The organism is Sporosarcina sp. FSL W8-0480 (genome assembly GCF_037963765.1).
Classification (GTDB): domain Bacteria; phylum Bacillota; class Bacilli; order Bacillales_A; family Planococcaceae; genus Sporosarcina.
This window is the reverse complement of sequence record NZ_CP150166.1, coordinates 469863-485663: the sequence shown is the minus strand read 5'-3', so window position 1 is coordinate 485663 and position 15801 is coordinate 469863. Positions and strand designations below refer to the sequence as shown.

The 15801-nt window shown below is 39.9% G+C and carries 18 protein-coding genes and 1 other annotated feature; of the genes, 3 read left to right on the top strand and 15 right to left on the bottom strand.

What is annotated here, in order from left to right; all coding sequences use genetic code 11:
* Positions 1 to 47 precede the first annotated feature (47 nt).
* From NSQ43_RS02475 to NSQ43_RS02445, 7 genes are all read right to left on the bottom strand, one after another.
* Complete coding sequence (locus tag NSQ43_RS02475; RefSeq protein ID WP_339252717.1) at positions 48 to 857, bottom strand: YitT family protein; 810 nt, start codon at positions 855 to 857, stop codon at positions 48 to 50.
* 44 nt (positions 858 to 901) lie between these two features.
* Positions 902 to 1146 (bottom strand) — a binding site (T-box leader).
* 87 nt (positions 1147 to 1233) lie between these two features.
* Complete coding sequence (locus NSQ43_RS02470) at positions 1234 to 1632, bottom strand: VOC family protein (protein WP_339252715.1); 399 nt, start codon at positions 1630 to 1632, stop codon at positions 1234 to 1236.
* 96 nt (positions 1633 to 1728) lie between these two features.
* A complete protein-coding gene (locus NSQ43_RS02465) occupies positions 1729 to 2616 on the bottom strand; it encodes a TIGR01777 family oxidoreductase (protein ID WP_339252714.1) in 888 nt (295 codons plus the stop codon).
* An 82-nt stretch (positions 2617 to 2698) separates the two neighbouring features.
* Positions 2699 to 3607, bottom strand: coding sequence for a DMT family transporter (locus tag NSQ43_RS02460; protein WP_339252713.1), 909 nt, complete (start codon positions 3605 to 3607; stop codon positions 2699 to 2701).
* A gap of 118 nt (positions 3608 to 3725) precedes the next feature.
* On the bottom strand, positions 3726 to 3926 hold the full coding sequence (locus NSQ43_RS02455; protein WP_339254752.1) for a nucleoside hydrolase: 201 nt from the start codon (positions 3924 to 3926) through the stop codon (positions 3726 to 3728).
* A 69-nt stretch (positions 3927 to 3995) separates the two neighbouring features.
* Positions 3996 to 4532, bottom strand: coding sequence for a GNAT family N-acetyltransferase (locus tag NSQ43_RS02450; RefSeq protein WP_339252712.1), 537 nt, complete (start codon positions 4530 to 4532; stop codon positions 3996 to 3998).
* A gap of 51 nt (positions 4533 to 4583) precedes the next feature.
* Entirely contained in the window at positions 4584 to 4829 is a 246-nt protein-coding gene (locus NSQ43_RS02445) for a hypothetical protein (protein ID WP_339252711.1), read from the bottom strand.
* A 229-nt stretch (positions 4830 to 5058) separates the two neighbouring features.
* Here NSQ43_RS02445 and NSQ43_RS02440 point away from each other — a divergent pair, with 229 nt between their 5' ends.
* From NSQ43_RS02440 to NSQ43_RS02430, 3 genes are all read left to right on the top strand, one after another.
* Positions 5059 to 5622 (top strand): sigma-70 family RNA polymerase sigma factor, encoded by a 564-nt coding sequence (locus NSQ43_RS02440; RefSeq protein ID WP_339252709.1) that lies wholly within the window; start codon positions 5059 to 5061, stop codon positions 5620 to 5622.
* A complete protein-coding gene (locus tag NSQ43_RS02435) occupies positions 5606 to 6658 on the top strand; it encodes a DUF4179 domain-containing protein (protein ID WP_339252707.1) in 1053 nt (350 codons plus the stop codon). Before NSQ43_RS02440 ends, NSQ43_RS02435 begins: the two co-directional genes overlap by 17 nt.
* A gap of 158 nt (positions 6659 to 6816) precedes the next feature.
* Positions 6817 to 8085 carry an S-adenosylmethionine decarboxylase related protein gene (locus NSQ43_RS02430; RefSeq protein WP_339252705.1) on the top strand — a complete coding sequence of 423 codons (1269 nt, stop codon included), beginning with the start codon at positions 6817 to 6819 and terminating at the stop codon, positions 8083 to 8085.
* Positions 8086 to 8185: 100 nt separating this feature from the next.
* On the opposite strand, the gene rlmH is transcribed toward NSQ43_RS02430, so the two are convergent.
* The 8 genes from rlmH to walK form a co-directional block, all read right to left on the bottom strand.
* On the bottom strand, positions 8186 to 8665 hold the full coding sequence (gene rlmH, locus NSQ43_RS02425) for a 23S rRNA (pseudouridine(1915)-N(3))-methyltransferase RlmH (RefSeq protein WP_339252703.1): 480 nt from the start codon (positions 8663 to 8665) through the stop codon (positions 8186 to 8188).
* 79 nt (positions 8666 to 8744) lie between these two features.
* Entirely contained in the window at positions 8745 to 8909 is a 165-nt protein-coding gene (locus tag NSQ43_RS02420) for a CxxH/CxxC protein (protein ID WP_339254750.1), read from the bottom strand.
* Positions 8910 to 9103: 194 nt separating this feature from the next.
* A complete protein-coding gene (locus NSQ43_RS02415) occupies positions 9104 to 10369 on the bottom strand; it encodes a trypsin-like peptidase domain-containing protein (RefSeq protein ID WP_339252701.1) in 1266 nt (421 codons plus the stop codon).
* Positions 10370 to 10450: 81 nt separating this feature from the next.
* The gene (locus NSQ43_RS02410) at positions 10451 to 11014 is read right to left on the bottom strand and encodes a hypothetical protein (RefSeq protein ID WP_339252699.1); all 564 of its coding nucleotides are present in this window, start codon (positions 11012 to 11014) and stop codon (positions 10451 to 10453) included.
* Positions 11015 to 11053: 39 nt separating this feature from the next.
* Positions 11054 to 11842 carry an MBL fold metallo-hydrolase gene (locus NSQ43_RS02405; RefSeq protein WP_339252696.1) on the bottom strand — a complete coding sequence of 263 codons (789 nt, stop codon included), beginning with the start codon at positions 11840 to 11842 and terminating at the stop codon, positions 11054 to 11056.
* A gap of 12 nt (positions 11843 to 11854) precedes the next feature.
* Positions 11855 to 12682, bottom strand: coding sequence for a two-component system regulatory protein YycI (yycI, locus tag NSQ43_RS02400; protein ID WP_339252694.1), 828 nt, complete (start codon positions 12680 to 12682; stop codon positions 11855 to 11857).
* Complete coding sequence (gene yycH / locus NSQ43_RS02395; RefSeq protein WP_339252692.1) at positions 12669 to 13991, bottom strand: two-component system activity regulator YycH; 1323 nt, start codon at positions 13989 to 13991, stop codon at positions 12669 to 12671. Before yycH ends, yycI begins: the two co-directional genes overlap by 14 nt.
* Positions 13982 to 15799: a cell wall metabolism sensor histidine kinase WalK gene (gene walK / locus NSQ43_RS02390; RefSeq protein WP_339252691.1), complete on the bottom strand. Its 1818-nt coding sequence runs from the start codon at positions 15797 to 15799 to the stop codon at positions 13982 to 13984. Before walK ends, yycH begins: the two co-directional genes overlap by 10 nt.
* Between the last annotated feature and the right edge of the window lie 2 nt (positions 15800 to 15801).

Below are 15801 nucleotides of genomic sequence, written 5' to 3'. Positions count from 1 at the left end.
AAAACTATGCGCAGATAAGGATCAACGGAGCATACTAACAAGGCAACCTAATTTTTTGCAAACTGACCATCGACTTCAATTGTTTCAAAAATATTAATGAAGGCATTTTCATCATACTTACGGACAATTTTTTTGATCTGCATCGTCTCGTAACGTGTCACTACCATCATTAAAATATGTTTTGTTTCTTGTGTATATCCACCAAAGCCTTCAGTGATGGTAATACCTCGATAGACGGAATCAAGCAATTCCTTTCGAATAGATTCCCCTTTTGTCGTTACAATTTGCATCGTTAATTTAATGTGATCCGTATGAAGGGTATCAATCATTTTACCTGTCAAATAAATGGACAGCAGCGTATATAGTGCAATATTCCAATCGAAAAAAGCTCCAGAAACAAGTACAATTACACCATTCATCAGAGTAAGGAGAAGACCAACGCTGACATTGCTTGTTCGGGAAAGGATAATTGCAATTATATCCAACCCGCCGGAAGTGCCTGAGTACTTTAAAATCAGTCCAACACCGATTCCACCTATGAGTCCGCCAAAAATTGCGGAAAGAAGGATATTATCTGTAACTGGAACGACCGGTAAAAGATATAAGAATCCTGAAAGGGAAGCTACGCAAATGAGAGTATTGACTGTTATCGTTTTACCAAGCTTAAAGTATCCTAAAACAAGCAGCGGTAAATTGAGCAATAGATTCATGAATCCAATATTAAATGGAGTAACAAGGCCAATCAATATAGCAATTCCGCTAATCCCGCTACTTAAAATCCCATAAGGAACCAAAAAGAAATTAAAACCAAAAGCAACAATTAATGAACCAAGTACCACAATTAAGTTTTTCTTCATGTTAGTTTAACCCCCATTTTTTTAAATAAAAAACTCGCCCCTCAAACAGGGACGAGTTTGTGCTCGCGTTACCACCCAGGTTCCGCTTGTATAAAATTAAACAAACGGCTCTTAGCCAACGTACAATCATACGTGCTCCTTGTAACGGCGGAAACCCGTCAAAGCTTAGTAAAGTCAGCTTTGCATCTCGGAGATGATTTTCAGAATGACTTGTTCATCGGCTTTCACCAAGCGCCGACTCTCTGAGGAACAGATTTCAGTTCTTACTCTTTCTCGTCACAGATTTTTTATATTAGAAGTAATCTAACAGAAGAAAAACAGGGTTGTCAATATGCTTTTCCAATATAATATTATTAACAATATTTACAATTGCAGTTTAAAAGGGCAGGTCTATTTGCCAAGAAACACCGAAGCGGTCGTTTACCCAGCCGAACTTCTTGCTGAAGCCGTAATTATCTATCGGCATCAGTGCCTGGCCGCCTTCAAGTAGTTTCTCATAGAGTTCAGTAATTTCTTCTTCCGAATCACAAGTAACATAAATCGAGAAGGAAGGTGTGAATGTAAATTGATGCTTCACATGACTGTCAATACACATGAATTCCCGCCCTTTTAAAGAGAATTTAGCTTGCATCACTGTGCCCTCATCCCCTGGTCCTTCTGCTCCGTAGCGAACAATACTCAATATCTCTGAATCCTTAACAAGTGAAGTGTAAAAGTTCATCGCTTCTTCTGCATTACCCTCTTGGAACATTAAAAAAGGCAAAACTTTTCCCATGGCAAATCGTCTCCTTGTCTAATTGCAAATTTTCTATCCTATTCAAAGTATATCTATCCATGAATATTTAAACCAATTTATTAGTAGCTTTGGCGACTACTTCAAAATCTGCTGAAGTGCCTTTTCAATCGTTTCATATTTGAAATGAAAGCCTTCATTCTCTAAGCGTTCAGGCATAACCCAACGACTCTTCAGTATCAATTCGGTTTCAGTGCCTATAAAAACAGCCCCCATTTCAAGCATCCATTTCGGAGAGGGGATACCAAATTTCCGATTCAATGTTTTACGAAACTGCGCCATTAGCTCCCGATTAGTAATTGGATTGGGCGCTGCACAATTGAACACGCCTTCAAGTTGCTCATTCTCTCTTATAAATAGGACAATACGGTATAAGTCTTCAATATGGATCCAGCTGAACATTTGATTGCCAGGACCCTGAACACCACCAAGACCAAAACGGACAAGATTCACGTAGGGTTCCATGACACCGCCATCCTTGCCTAATACAATCGTAATACGAAGAGCAACTTGTCTTGTTTGTGGAAGGTCAAACGAAAAAAGAGATGCTTCCCATGCCTTTGCCACTTCAACGGAAAACCCGCTGCCAATCTCACCGTCCGTTTCAGTCATCGGCCGGTCCTCCGCATGTCGATAAATGGTTGCAGTGCTTGAATTGATCCAAAGCGGAGGGGGATTGTCACATTTGCTGATTGACTGCCCTAAAATTTCGGTAGTCTCTGTCCTTGATTGCATGATTTCATTTTTGTTTTTGTCGTTATAACGGCAATTGACAGTTTTTCCAGCAAGGTTGATGAGCATTTCTGCTCCGTCCAATGCTTCAATAATCCTTTTTTGATCCGCCCATGAAATATGCTGAGGACGTCTTGAAATATGGACAACTTCATATCCCGATTCTACAAATTTCTTCTCAAAAAACTGCCCGATGAAACCAGTGCCCCCAGCCAACACGATTTTCTTTTTCATCTCATCCACTCTTTCCATTTATTCATTACTTTGTAGGACGTAGGAGCGGGAGAGATGTTACAGAATTTACCGTTTAGTTAACTCAACCTTTTTCCTCTTTCACCTTTCCTCCGGCAATCGATAACCCCGTGACGCCAATGAGCATAATAATTGCGCCAACAAGTTGCCATTTGCCAAGTACACTTCCGAACCAGATGACGGAGATGATCATTGCCGTCAGTGGTTCGAAGCTTGAAAGAAGACTCGTTTCGACGGGTGAGATGTACTTCATGCTACCTAAAAATAAAAGGAAGGCAACCGTACCGACGATGATTACAAGTGAAAGCATCAACGATATTTTCCAATCACCGAGGGTCATAATGCCTGCTTGCAGTTTCGTAACACTTGCAAGGAACAATACTATGCCACCTATGAGCATCCCCCAGCCTACGGATAAGAGGACGCCCCATTCTTTCATTAATCTCGCAGGATAGAGCGTATAAAACATAAATGCAAAACCGACAGAAATTCCCCAGGCAACCGCCCCTGCACTAAGGGCAAATCCTGACAGCGAACCATTCGTCAAAAGATAAAAGAGACCTACCATTGTCACAATCATTCCGACCACTTGCGCTGTGGGTGGCAATACCTTATGCCGAACCGAAACGAAAAGAATGATATAAATGGGTGCTAAAAACTGAAATAATGTTGCAATGACCGCATTACTTGAGTTAATGGACCCGACAAATGTCAGCTGTACGCCAAGCATGCCGAATATCCCGAAAATAACCATTTGCCGTAGCCAAACTTTATGCCGCAACGGCTGGTAAATATCCCGGCCACTCATTTTCAAAAAAAGTAAAACAAAAAATCCCGCAACGATCAAGCGGACAGTCAGCATGAAGGAGATTGTCATATCGCTTGTTGCGAGAATCCATTCCATCATCGGACCCGTTGCCCCCCACATCATTGCTCCCGTTATGATCATTAAAATTCCTTTAAGTCGATTCATTCGCCACTCCCACCGTTGTTATAAATTCTTTTATAAGCCGTACAACTGTATCGTATCATATAAAAAAACAGTGTCGCCCCCAATAATAACCGGGAGTGACACTTTTTTTATTTTAGCATTAAAGCAAACGACGAAGAAAGTGGTTTAAGAATTGTTCCGCCTTCACTTCAGTGCAAACTTGAACTTTTGGTTCGCCTTCAGCGGATGCTACTGTTCTTCCGGTCTCGTCCCCCTCGAGGACAACCTTTACATTCCACTCTTCCTTTTTAACAAATTCAGGATCTATTGCGACACCTACAGCTAACGGGTCATAAACGATAACCGATAGTGATCGATGTTTTTATAGTCTTTAATAAACGTATATGGTGTCATTTTCACCAGAATCCCCCTATATTTTATAGCCCATTTCAATACGCACTTCGTTTTTCTTTACGTCTTCATTCGAATAAGAAATTGTATTAAACCCAATCAATTCAAAACCATTTTTCAAATAAAACTGGATAGCTGGATAATTAGATGTTTGTGTTTCTAACATAATCGATCTGACGCCTAATTCGGTTGCTCTTTTCTTCGCTACATCCAATAAACTCCTACCAATACCTTTTTTCTTAAATCGATCTTCAACATATATGTCATGAATCAATAACGTATTATTCCACTCCATTTGTTGGATTACCATAATAGCAGCCTCTTCATCATGAAGCTTTGCCAAATAGTATTCTGAACCCTCTTTGTACGGTTCGAAAATCTCTTCTTGAATTTCTTTTTCAAAAGGGAATGCAAATCTTTCTTCTGTTAGAGAGAAGTTCCAACCATTAGCATTTTTATCTATTTGGATATTATAATACTTCTCCGACGTATATTTATAAAATACTTTTTTCCCAGTCGGATAATCACTTTGATAAATTTGGTGAACAGTTAGCATTCTTATTTCTCCTTGTCTAGACAATTAGTAATATGTGTTATCTGGTGTGCCTTATCGAATAGGATCTTCAAAGTTCCAGTTAGTATAAATTAGTGCTGCAGTAACTGGATCTGTCGACGTGTCTTCCGTAAAACCGCCTATTAGATTACCTACTCTATATGTAGGTTCAAAGAGCTGTTCTTCCTTTCGCGCTGCTGTTGGACCATCTATTCCCAATTCTGTTTCATCTGTGACCACTACTTGCATTCCGTTATCTAACGTGAAGCTCAGACCATCTTCACCGTCTGCAATTTTCACACCGCTTCCGGGTACGACCTTCTCTTCAATTTTGAAGTCTAAATAAACCTATTACAACAGCAATTGTACGACACAAATATGAAGGGAATTTTCATCATAACGAGAATGAATGAAGTAATCGAGTACTATTTTTAAAAGAAATTCTTTTATTTGCGAAAATCATCTGCATCTTAGCGTTATATAAAGTGTAGAGGCCTTTTACACAATCACTTAAAGAAAGGAGATTCCAATGAAGATTAACGAACATAATTTTATAGCCCTTCTTCAAGCCGGCAAAGAAGAAGCTCTTGATTATGTAATTGATCATTATTTACCTCTTATTAAAGGGGTGGTCGTAAAAACATTAGGACCACTTAGTAAAAATGATCTTGCTAAGGAATGCTGTAACGAAATTCTATTGTCGATTTGGAAAAATGCCAAAAAGTTTACGGGTGGGCCTACGGATTTTCAAAAATGGGTTTGTGTCATTGCAAAGTATAAGGCAATCGATTACATCCGCACCGAAATCCGAAAAAAAGAGAGCCTTTCTCTTAATTTAGACTTCACAGCACATGAATTAACGTACCCACAAAATATGCTACTTGAAGAGCACGAAAATATTTACGCCATTATCTCGAAATTAACACCAGTTAATCAAAAAATATTTATTATGAAATACTTATTAGACTATGACACAGAGGAAATTGCACGTCAGCTTCAAATGACAAAGTCTGCTGTAGATAATCGACTTTATCATGGAAAAAAGAAGCTTAAAAAATCATTAGGAGGTATTCAAATTGAAGAACCTATTTAATCATTTTAATGAAATTGATATAAATGTCCATGAATTTGAAGAGATGGAGGTATCTGAGTTTGACAAGGCACAATTTAAAAAAGATTTACGAAAACAAATCTCAAAAAATAGCTCTCAGAAATGGACGAAAAGAATTGCAGCTGCATGCCTAACTATTGGTATTGGTGCCACTTCATTGGTTGGACTTTCATACACAACATTTGCACAGGAAATTCCGTTCGTAAATAGTATTTTTAAGCTTTTTTCTGAAAAAGAATATGGCACAACATTAGTTCGCTATGACGAATTTGCAGAAGCTAAAAATATGACAGTTGAAAGTAATGGCACGACAGTTACAATTACCGAAACATTATTAGACAGTAAAAAGCTTTTCGTTAGCTACTCAATTGAAACAGACAAAGATTTAGGTCCAATCGCCTTAATCGATGGGAGTTTCACATTAAATGGTGGGCAAAACTCCTTGTTCCATGCAGAGCATGACATTTATAAAACCGCTCAGAATAAATATGCAGGTATGACAACCGTTATTTTACCTTTATCACATTCCATTGATGAAGGTACGTTCCAATTCAATATCAGTGAATTATCTAATCCTGAAAACGGTGAAGTTGTTCAAGGCGAATGGAATTTCGAAATTTATGCGAAAGCCTCTGATACTATTGTACAAACAGTTGAAGTTCCTAAATCAGAAAAGAACAATCTAAACGTAGAAATCAACAAAATTACGTATACACCATACTCATTCATCGTTAATTACAAAGAAGGCGTACACAATGATGTCTTAAATGAAAAATATAACGTAATTTATTCTGAATTACTGTTAAAGGATGACTTAGGAAATACGTATAAATCGAAATTTAACGGTGGATTTGGGAGTTCTGGTGTAACAGAATATATGATTACATTTGGACAGCTACACCCAGATGCTAAGACGTTAATATTCACACCTATATTCCACTTTAAAAACTTAAATAACATTTTTGAGTCGGTTGAAACAATGCAATTAGATGATATCGTTGTAGAAATAGAGCGATGAAATAAAACCACTCAAAGCATTATTGAAAATGCTTTGAGTGGTTTTTTAATTATTCTTTATTACTTGTGGTGTTAAAACAGCTTCCTAAGCCAATAGTACAACCCCTTTCTTAACATTTTAATATATTGTATTAAATGACTTAAGAAAGGAGTGCTTAAATGATTAATTGGACAAGTTTTGTTTCCATTTCTATATTAGGTAGCGGCGGGGGGCTTGCAAAAGCGGTACTATCCATCCTAAATCAATCCGTACAAGATATTAATGACCCTATATACCCAAACATTAACAAGGTACAGTTTCACCTAATTGATTCTACTCAAAAAGGTAAAGAGTATTACGACCAGCTATTTCCTAATCTTTCGGATAAAATCACGCTATACCAGTTAGATCTCAACGATGTAAACCTATTTCAAGAACATCTCAAAAAAACAAAAACAAAAATAGTCATTGACCTTTCATGGGCAGATACGATTGAAATGCTTAATTGCTGTAACGAATTAGGTGTATTTTACATCAACTCAGCCCTTGAGAACACGGAGGTTGATGAAGATGAAAGTCTATATGGTTTTCCTCTTACAGAACGATTTCTTAGATTCGAAAAGGTAAGGAAGAATTTTACGAATACAAAGGCCATTATTGGCTCTGGTATGAATCCCGGCATTGTACAATGGATGGCTATAAAATTAATGAAAGATAATCCCGGAAAAAAACCTTTAGCCTGCTACATTGTGGAGCATGATGATCATTTTTTTACCAATAAAAAATTAGTCAAACCAAACACCCTCTATACCTCATGGTCCGTTGAATGCTTTCTGGATGAAGCTATATTAAGCTATCCGATGTATGTTGATCATCAGTTGGAGAATTATTTCTATAATGAAGTATACGAAATGGAGTTTAAAGTGAGATTAGGGGAAAAAGAATTTTACGGCTGTTTGATGCCACATGAGGAAGTTATAACTTTAGGACAATTATTTGATATGCAGATCGGATTTATTTATCGTGTCAATGAATATACAACGAAGATTATTCAGGACCATTTGGATAATGTAGATGTGCTTTGGGATTGGAATCAGCAGATAATTGAATTAGGTGCAGGGGATGTTGAAGGCGAAGATCTTGTTGGTGTTCTCCTTGTTTATGAAAATCATGAAACTTTTATGTATAACGTAATGAGATGCAGTGACATTTACAAGAAATTCAAAACAAATGCAACCTATTTCCAAGTGGCATGCGGTGTATATGCAGGCCTTTCTAGTATTATATTAGATGATTTTCCATTGGACATCTATTATGTCGATGAGCTATTGCTCAATACAGAAAGTAAATACGGAAAATATCTAACTTACTATATGACTCACTTTATTACGGGGGAAAACAAAGAATCTGATGGATTATTACATCAAAGACTGAAGTGGGTTAGGTAATAGTATTGATTTGGGAGATGAGAAAAGCAATTATTAGGTTGTGAGGAGTGTGGCACCAAAAACCGTCTACAAATGTTGTTAAAACAGGGACAAACCTCACCTATTTATGGTAAGGTTCCCCCCGCATAATTCGAAACCCCCGGTAAACTTGCTCTAACAATACCAATTTCATCAACTGATGCGGAAATGTCATTTTTGAAAATGATAATAATTCATCTGCCCGTTTCAGTACGTCTTCATGAAGGCCAAGCGATCCGCCTATGACAAATACGACTTTGCTGCGGCCATATGTCATCAAAGATTCCATCCCTGCAGCCAATTCCTCGCTTGTTTTCATTTTGCCTTCAATAGCAAGTGCAATTGTATATGCATCCGCACCTATTTTTGCTAAAATCCGGTCCGCCTCCTTTTTCTTCACGATATCCATATCTGCATCGCTCAGAGACTCCGGAGCTTTTTCATCTGCCACTTCGATAAGATCGATTTTTGCATAAGCACCAAGCCGTTTAGCGTATTCATCAATCCCCATTTTCAAATATTTTTCTTTTAGTTTGCCAACTGACACAATTGTAATATTCACAGGGTTTTCCACCTTCTTTTAAATGTTATCCACATTACTTATGCACATATCCACACTTAAACCTATATATTGTGCCCGATTATTCGTTCGCCACAATATACGTTGCGGGCGTGTCGCAGTAATCGCACTTTGTGGATAACTTTTCACCTTCTTCGATTTTCTCCATGATAGGAAAAGTTTCTTCTTGGGCGACAAACACGTCAAGTGCATGATTTATATGGGTTTCACAGCTATTTATTTTCATCATTTACACGTCCTTCTTTTATTATTTTACACACAAAGTTATACACGTTTTCAGTTTCTTATCCACATGTGTAAAAACTTCGCAGAAAAAAAGGCAGTATAGCCGCTATTCAGCTATGCTGCCTGTTGTGGATAAAAGATATTACATCCCTGTCGAAATTGTAACATTCCCTGTCCGTTTTTTCGACATCTTCATCAGAATGTATTTCCATCTTTTAATTCCATTTCAATTTCTATCAATTGACCGGCACGATACACTTTCATCTTCATCAGATCGCCAACTTCTTTTTCATTATAAAGATGCTTACGCAACCCGACCATATCTTCTATTTTCTTTCCGTCCATTTCAACAATCACATCATACTGTTTAACACCAGCAACCTCAGCTGGTGTATTGCGTAGAACTTGGGTAACGATGACTCCATCCGTGACATCCTTAGGTAACTTCAATACTTGTTCCTGTTGTGAAGAGGGAACATCACGCAAATTCATGAGGCTGACACCCATTGTTGGTCGATTGACTGTTCCTGTCATTTCAAGGTCTTTAATTATTGGAACAGCAATATTAATGGGGATGGCTAAGCCGATGCCTTCCACGGTTTCTTGTGTGATTTTCATCGAGTTAATGCCGACAAGCTGCCCCGCCAAGTTGATAAGTGCACCGCCTGAGTTTCCAGGGTTGATTGCTGCGTCTGTTTGTAAGACATCAGCCTGCCAGTCAACCGTTCCGTCTTTATCAAAATCAATTGGAATGGATCTGTCTTTTCCGGAAACAATGCCCATCGTAACCGATCCTGCAAAACCGAGGCCGAGCGGATTTCCGATAGCAATGACTGTTTCCCCGCGTTTCAACGCGTCCGAATCGCCAAATTGGATAACCGTGTTCACATGTTTTCCATCGATTTCAACTACAGCCAAATCGGTCCACATATCACTTCCGACAAGCTTTCCATCGACTTTTGTTCCATTATCGAATGTAATTTCAAGTCCTTCTGCATTTTCGACGACATGGTGGTTCGTGACGATATATGCTTTGCCGCCTTCTTTTTTATAGATGACGCCAGAACCGCTACCGGTCTCCCTTGTCGTTTCAGTAGAAGACCAGAAATTGCGTACAGTCTGCAGGTTTGTGATTCCTACGACCGTGTCAGCCATTTGCCCGACGATATCTGTCACATCCGTATTGATGTCGACAGAGACCCTTTCACTAGTCAAATTATCCACACCTGATTGTTCTCGTTCGACTAACGGCGAACCTTTATCGTTATTAGCCGTTGTATTCATTAAAATCCAGACAAGGAGTCCCCCGAGAATGGCTCCAAAAAGGGCGGGAAGAAATCCACCTCGTCGTTTCGGTTGTGGTGAACGGTTAATGTGGCGCATTGGTTCCTCACGCTTTTCAGGTTCATGAATAATCGGCTTTTCCTCTTCATTACGAGGACCTTGATTGAATTCGTCCATTCTCCTCTCCCTTTCTATACACAGTTACACTCACTCTACCCCATTATTTGTGTTTAAAATCAAATGTATGAGGATGTTTTATTAAATTGGTTGGCGATTTTGGCGTGGCGGTCGCTTTCTTGAGCGCGGATCCTCTTTCTTGAGCGCGATTCCTCTTTCTTGAGCGCAGAATCCACTTTCTTGAGCGCGGTTCCTCTTTCTTGAGCGTGAATCCTCTTTCTTGAGCGCGGATACTCTTTCTTGAGCGCGGTTCCTCTTTCTTGAGCGCGGATCCTCTTTCTTGAGCGCGGTTCCTCTTTCTTGAGCGCGGATACTCTTTCTTGAGCGCGAACCCACTTTCTTGAGCGCAGAATCCACTTTCTTGAGCGCGGATACTCTTTCTTGAGCGCAGAATCCACTTTCTTGAGCGCGGTTCCTCTTTCTTGAGCGCGATTCCTCTTTCTTGAGCGCAGAATCCACTTTCTTGAGCGTGATTCCACTTTCTTGAGCGCGGAACCTCTTTCTTGAGCGCGGATACTCTTTCTTGAGCGCGGATCCTCTTTCTTGAGCGCGATTCCTCTTTCTTGAGCGCGGAACCTCTTTCTTGAGCGCGGATCCTCTTTCTTGAGCGCGATTCCTCTTTCTTGAGCGCGGAACCTCTTTCAATGAAAAAACCTCACCCGAAGGCGAGGTTTTCAAAATTTATTAAACAGTGACAAGCTCTGTCGGTTTTTCCGCGTCGGTATCATACAAATGCACGAATTCACCTGTGCGGATCCCGCATGCTTCCAATGTTTGCGAAACACTCATCCTGGCGAGATCTTTCATATTATTATCCTTGCTGAGATGCGATAAATAAATTCTTGTCTCTTTCTCGGCAACAACTTCACTCATTGCAATCGCGGCATCTTCATTGGAAACATGCCCGACATCACTCAGTATGCGACGTTTGACGGACCATGGATATCTGCCCATTTGCAGCATGCTGACGTCATGATTGCTTTCAAAGACATATGCATCTGAAGCTGCAATATGGCCTTTCATCCGTTCGCTTACATATCCTGTATCCGTGATGACTGAGAGCTTCCGATTATTTTCATGAAATACATAGAACATCGGATCCGCAGCATCATGTGAAACAGCGAATGACTGGATATCAAGTGTCCCGAAAGTCATGGAGGTTTCCATATTGAAATGGAATCGTTGTTCCAATGGAATTTCACCAACAAGTCCATTCATGGCATTCCATGTTTTTTCATTGGCATAAATAGGTATCTTATGTCTTCGGGCCAACACGCCAATCCCTTTAATATGGTCGCTATGCTCGTGGGTGACGAAAATCCCATCGACATTGGACACCGAACGACCAATGCTTTCAAGCTGTTGCTCCATCTTTTTAGCACTCAGTCCAGCATCTACTAAAAATGCATGCTTATCCGTTTCAACATATATAGAATTGCCTGTACTACCACTACAGAGCACACTAAAACGCATTATAAAAACTCCTTATTCATCATCTATCGTAGGACTTTCCACTTCGGTCTTATCCAATTGGAACTCTATCACTTTACCTTCAATTGCATTGATAAAATGATCTTCGATTTTACCGTCCTTTAATTCTACACGAATATTCCATGTCGGGGCAAATACTTGGGTTTCAGTTAACTGCATGAGAGAGGAGTATCCTGCTGTCACACTTAACACTTTAGAATCCTGCTTCAAATACCCCCGAGTTGCCAGAGATCCAACCGCCTCGTCCTGTGTCAGTAAATCCTTCTTACGGTTATAGCTAATGAATTCCTTAAGCATTCGCTGTTCATACCGGGTAACTTCATAATTATCATCCCAATAAATGGTCAGCATCGCATTGGAGCTATAGAATATCGGTTCTCCGTCCACATTTTGAAAGAAAATGGCTTTCTTTTCTTCATTATTCACTTCCCATAGTTCATAGTCCATCCCATTCAATACATATTTCGTAAGGAACTCAGTAAAATGATAATCCCCCTTTGAATTGCGGATGGATACCGGAATGCTCATGTCGGAAGTGACCCGTGTATTATCCGTAATTACAATGGACTGGCTTTTCAAGGACTCCAATTCTTCCATTGTAAACGTCTTAATATTAGCAGAGACATAGTAGAAATCATTTTTTGTCTCTTGCGAGAGGTTGTAAGTGATATTCTCCTGTTTCATTATCTCTTCAATCGATGTTTTCCCGACTACTTGCACATTCAAAGCTTCGGTATGCTGTTTTAGATATAGGGAATAAAGGAAAACATTTAATATCGAAAAGACGACAATGAAAATAGTTTTCGTTTTATTCCAATCCAATATGATCACCTCCGCTTTGATCAGGTAAATAGCGTAACCATTTACCTTTCATCAAGTAAAACCAGGCAGGCTCCATGATTAACGCCCGTTTTTCCAAATCATGTCTCATCATATAGCCCAAAGTTATATCTTCAATTGATCCGAAATCGTACTTATCCGACTTGCTGAGTGAATTAGCAACTTCCGTGCCTGCCGGGAGAGTCATTTCTTCGTCCATTATTTTCACATCAAGTGTATAATACGGCCTTATATAACGGAAAACCCGACTTTCACCATAATACTGGGCTATTTCCGTTGTCCCAGTATCGCTGTAAACCGGATAGCCATTAATGAACAGTTGGAACTTAACGTAATGAGAAAAAGGGGTAATGTATGAAAATCTGAATGTATCCGTCCATCCTCCATGCTCATTAATGGAATCGATAACGTCATATAATAAGTCCGCGGGTGAAGTAGGTTCTCTACTCTCGGCAGCCGGATGGACGAAATTTAACATTTTCGACTCTGTATTTACAACTAACAGCGCATGATCATCCCCGAATTCCTCATGGGTCGCATCCACTTGACTACGTCTAACCGCATTCGGGTCGTTGAACAAGGCATCACGGAAGCGGGTAGGGCTAAGTTCTTCCTGATAATATGTGCTGCGGTCCATATGAATCGGATCAACGGGAACTGCAATATAGGTCGGTTCCTGAACATTCACTTCCGCATACCTACTAAAGTTCTCTCCTCCAAGGACAATTTCACGATAGGAATCCATCGGATCCTTAGGTGTAATTTTTCCTGAATAACGTAGTCCTGACTCACGGTTGATGAAATGAACTTCAAATGCAACCTCTTTCGGATTCCATTTCACAACCATACGGTCAAAACTGAAAGGAGGAATGTAACTATCCTCGATAGGCAAAATATCATCGTATACTTGAAGAGGGACTTGCCCCTGAAAATACATTGTAAACTGGTTCGGCTGCTGGAAAAATGACTTAATCTGTTCCTTATTCATCTCGTTTGGATGATAGACCAACTGGGAAACTTTCCAGTCACTCATTTCTTCCAACACACCGTCTATTTCACTGGAATCTGTTGTACCCCTAAGTGTGCTTTCATATTTAATCACTAACTTATACGGCTTGATGAGATCCTTCACTTTCTTCCTTTCTCCAATGGATATATCCACAGTCGAAGAGGGTTCAATCGGATCCAACCTTGGCGTATACGTCCATATTGAGAAGGTGAATGTGGCACTCAAAAGAACGAGCAAGAGTAGTATGATCGACTTAATCGGTTCAATATACTTCAATCCCATTCACCTTCCTCTTGTTGTTCAAAAGGCAACGTAAAGAATATCGTCGTCCCTTTTCCTTCTTCACTTTCAGCCCAAATTTCCCCGCCATGTGCAATGATCATTTCTCTTGCGATGGCAAGTCCAAGGCCAGTTCCTCCCATTGCCCTCGATCTTGCACGGTCTGCCCGGTAAAATCTATCGAATATGCGATTCACATTTGCTTGGGGAATCCCCATGCCATCATCCGAAATCATCACTTTAATAAATGTCCCGGAGGTCGTCACTCCGAAACGGACATCCCCTCCATCAGGAGAGTATTTTAAGGCATTGGAAATGATATTATCGATGACTTGTGTCATTTTATCAGTATCTATTTCCACAAACATATCAGTCGGAGAGAGCAATCGTTTAAATTGTACATTTTGGGACTTCGAGAATTCAAAACGCTCAATAATCGAGTTGAAGAAATGATTGAATTCCACCCATTCGGTATTCAATTCATATTCTTTGCTATCCATTCTTGATAGTTTCAATAGGTCGTTGACAAGTCGGATCATTCGCTCCGTTTCGGTTTGTGTCACCCGAAGGAACGATGGAGCAATCTCTTCATTCTTCCAGGCACCTTCAGCCAATGCATCCAAATAGCTGCGCATTGTCGTTAAAGGTGTACGAAGCTCATGAGAGACGTTTGATACGAACTCCCGTCTTTCCATATCGATTTTTTCTTGTTCCGTATTATCATGAAGGACTACGATTAGTCCATTTACGAATCCTGTTTCCCGCTGAGTCACTGAAAATGTTGCCCGAAGTATATAAGGCGTTTTTTCAGTACTAAAATCAAGTGCAATGGACTCTTTCATTTGAATGAGATCTTCAAATGTATAGTCTTGCTCCAAACCTAAAATAGTTGCAATAGGACGATTCAGTACTATATCGCGTGTCATGCGCAACATCATTAAGGCGGAATCGTTTATGAGGCTGACCCGACCTTTACGATCCGTGGAAATGACACCATCTGTCATGTTTTCAAGCACCGATGCCAATTTCCTCTGTTCACTTTCAGTTGTCGATTGTGACTCCTGAAGCTGATTCGTCAAATGGTTGAAGGCTATTGCGAGTTGCCCCATTTCATCATTTCCATATACATGTACCTTCCTCGAGAAATTTCCCTGTGCCATCGCTTGTGCTTGACGTCTCATATCTGAAATCGGTCTCGTGAAAGTTTGTGCAATGAATATTCCAATGATGATTGTGATGGTTAGCGAAACCGCTACCCCTCCCGCAAGTATTTGATTGATTTCATCAATTTGCTTGAACACTTTTTCAATATTAGCTGTTACAAAGAGTGCTCCAACCACTTCTTTATTGTTCATGATTGGCGTTACACGCACCATGACTCGTTTTCCCTTGTCGAGATTGATCATATCTGAGATAGATTCGGAGGAAATGGATCGCCTTACACTGTCCTCCATGGAGCGCTGGCCGACCAATGATTGATTGTCGAGCACTGATGTTGCGCGGATGCGATACTTTGAATCGATGACTCGGATTTCGTTTATATCTTCCGAGTTGAATCCCGAAAGGACGGCCCCAAGACTTTGTTCAATTGTCGGATCATCCGGTGAACGGTCCTTTATCAATTCCTCACGTACACTGAATTCAACGAGATTCATCCTGTCGACAACGGAATTCGTAAAGTTTGCCTTTAATGTGGTTTCAAGTTCCCTTGCAAAATAAAGCCCGATAATCTGCATCGCTACAATGATCAGCATGATATAGATCAGTACGAATTTAACATGGATGGATCGAAAAAAACCGACTTTCTGCATTT